Annotated in this window: 2 pseudogenes; one reads left to right on the forward strand and one right to left on the reverse strand. The window is 36.1% G+C overall.

Annotated elements, in window-relative coordinates:
- Positions 1-201, reverse strand: a pseudogene (locus H4J59_RS01255) (hypothetical protein); the annotation flags it as partial.
- Positions 202-597: 396 nt separating this feature from the next.
- Between H4J59_RS01255 and H4J59_RS01260 the strand changes: the two are divergent.
- A pseudogene (locus H4J59_RS01260) lies at positions 598-1,004 on the forward strand (transposase); the annotation flags it as partial.

Consider the following 1,004-nt stretch of genomic DNA (forward strand, 5'->3'; position numbering starts at 1 on the left):
GGTTTCAGCATGACTGCTCTGTGCAACACGTAGCTTTTGTGCTTCACTAAAATGGCAGTGCACTAATAAACTGGCAGGGAAGCAATCGAACTGAACAGTGTGACTTATATGACTAAAACCACCGACTTGCTTTGCCTCTTCATTGATTTGGCCTAATACAGCCAATAACTTATTGTTCAAACGATGGCAGATTTTACTCATTTTCATACTTTATGACTTACTCAATAGGCACTAAATTAACAAGGTATATTGTAACCTATAGTTGGAACAAAAAAATTGGAAAACGATAGAAGTTTAAAATAGATATTCAAATGTCAGCTAGCGTATCTTAGTTACCATTAATTGAGGTGATTATTACTTGTGATTTTAGACCGCTTTGAGCTGCCGTTAGTAAAGCAAACTCTAACGTCAACAATGCGCACAAAGTTAGCATTAATAATTCGATGATGAACGGCCATAATGGTGGCAGCCTGTGTGAAAACTATTTCGAATAATTAAGCCACCCATAACGAATAATTAAGCCACCCATAATAACTTGTTTCTTTTTTCAACAATAAACTACACTTAATTTACCCTTTTATAAGTGTGGTGATTGTTATGCCCAAGCCTCGTTCACAACAAATCAGTTTATCTGATACGCCGTATTATCATATTTGCAGTCGAACCGTCCGCAAAGCTTTTTTATGTGGTGTTGATAAAGAAACCGGTGTCAGCTATGAGCATAGACGTAGTTGGATTGAAAAACGTATTTTTCAATTATCTCAGGTATTTGCTATTGATATTTGTGCTCACACTGTCATGAATAATCACTTACATTTAGTACTTCATGTTGATAGTGAAGAAGTTAAACATTGGACTACGCTAGATGTACTTTCTCGCTGGCATAAGTTGTTTAAAGGCACCTTGTTGACCAGAAAATATCAGCGAGAACAACTATTAACTGAATTCGAATTGAAAATAGTTGAAGAAACAGCGCAGGTCTATAAGCAACGCTTAATCGATAT

It is taken from the genome of Colwellia sp. MB02u-10 (assembly GCF_014077185.1).
Classification (GTDB): domain Bacteria; phylum Pseudomonadota; class Gammaproteobacteria; order Enterobacterales; family Alteromonadaceae; genus Cognaticolwellia.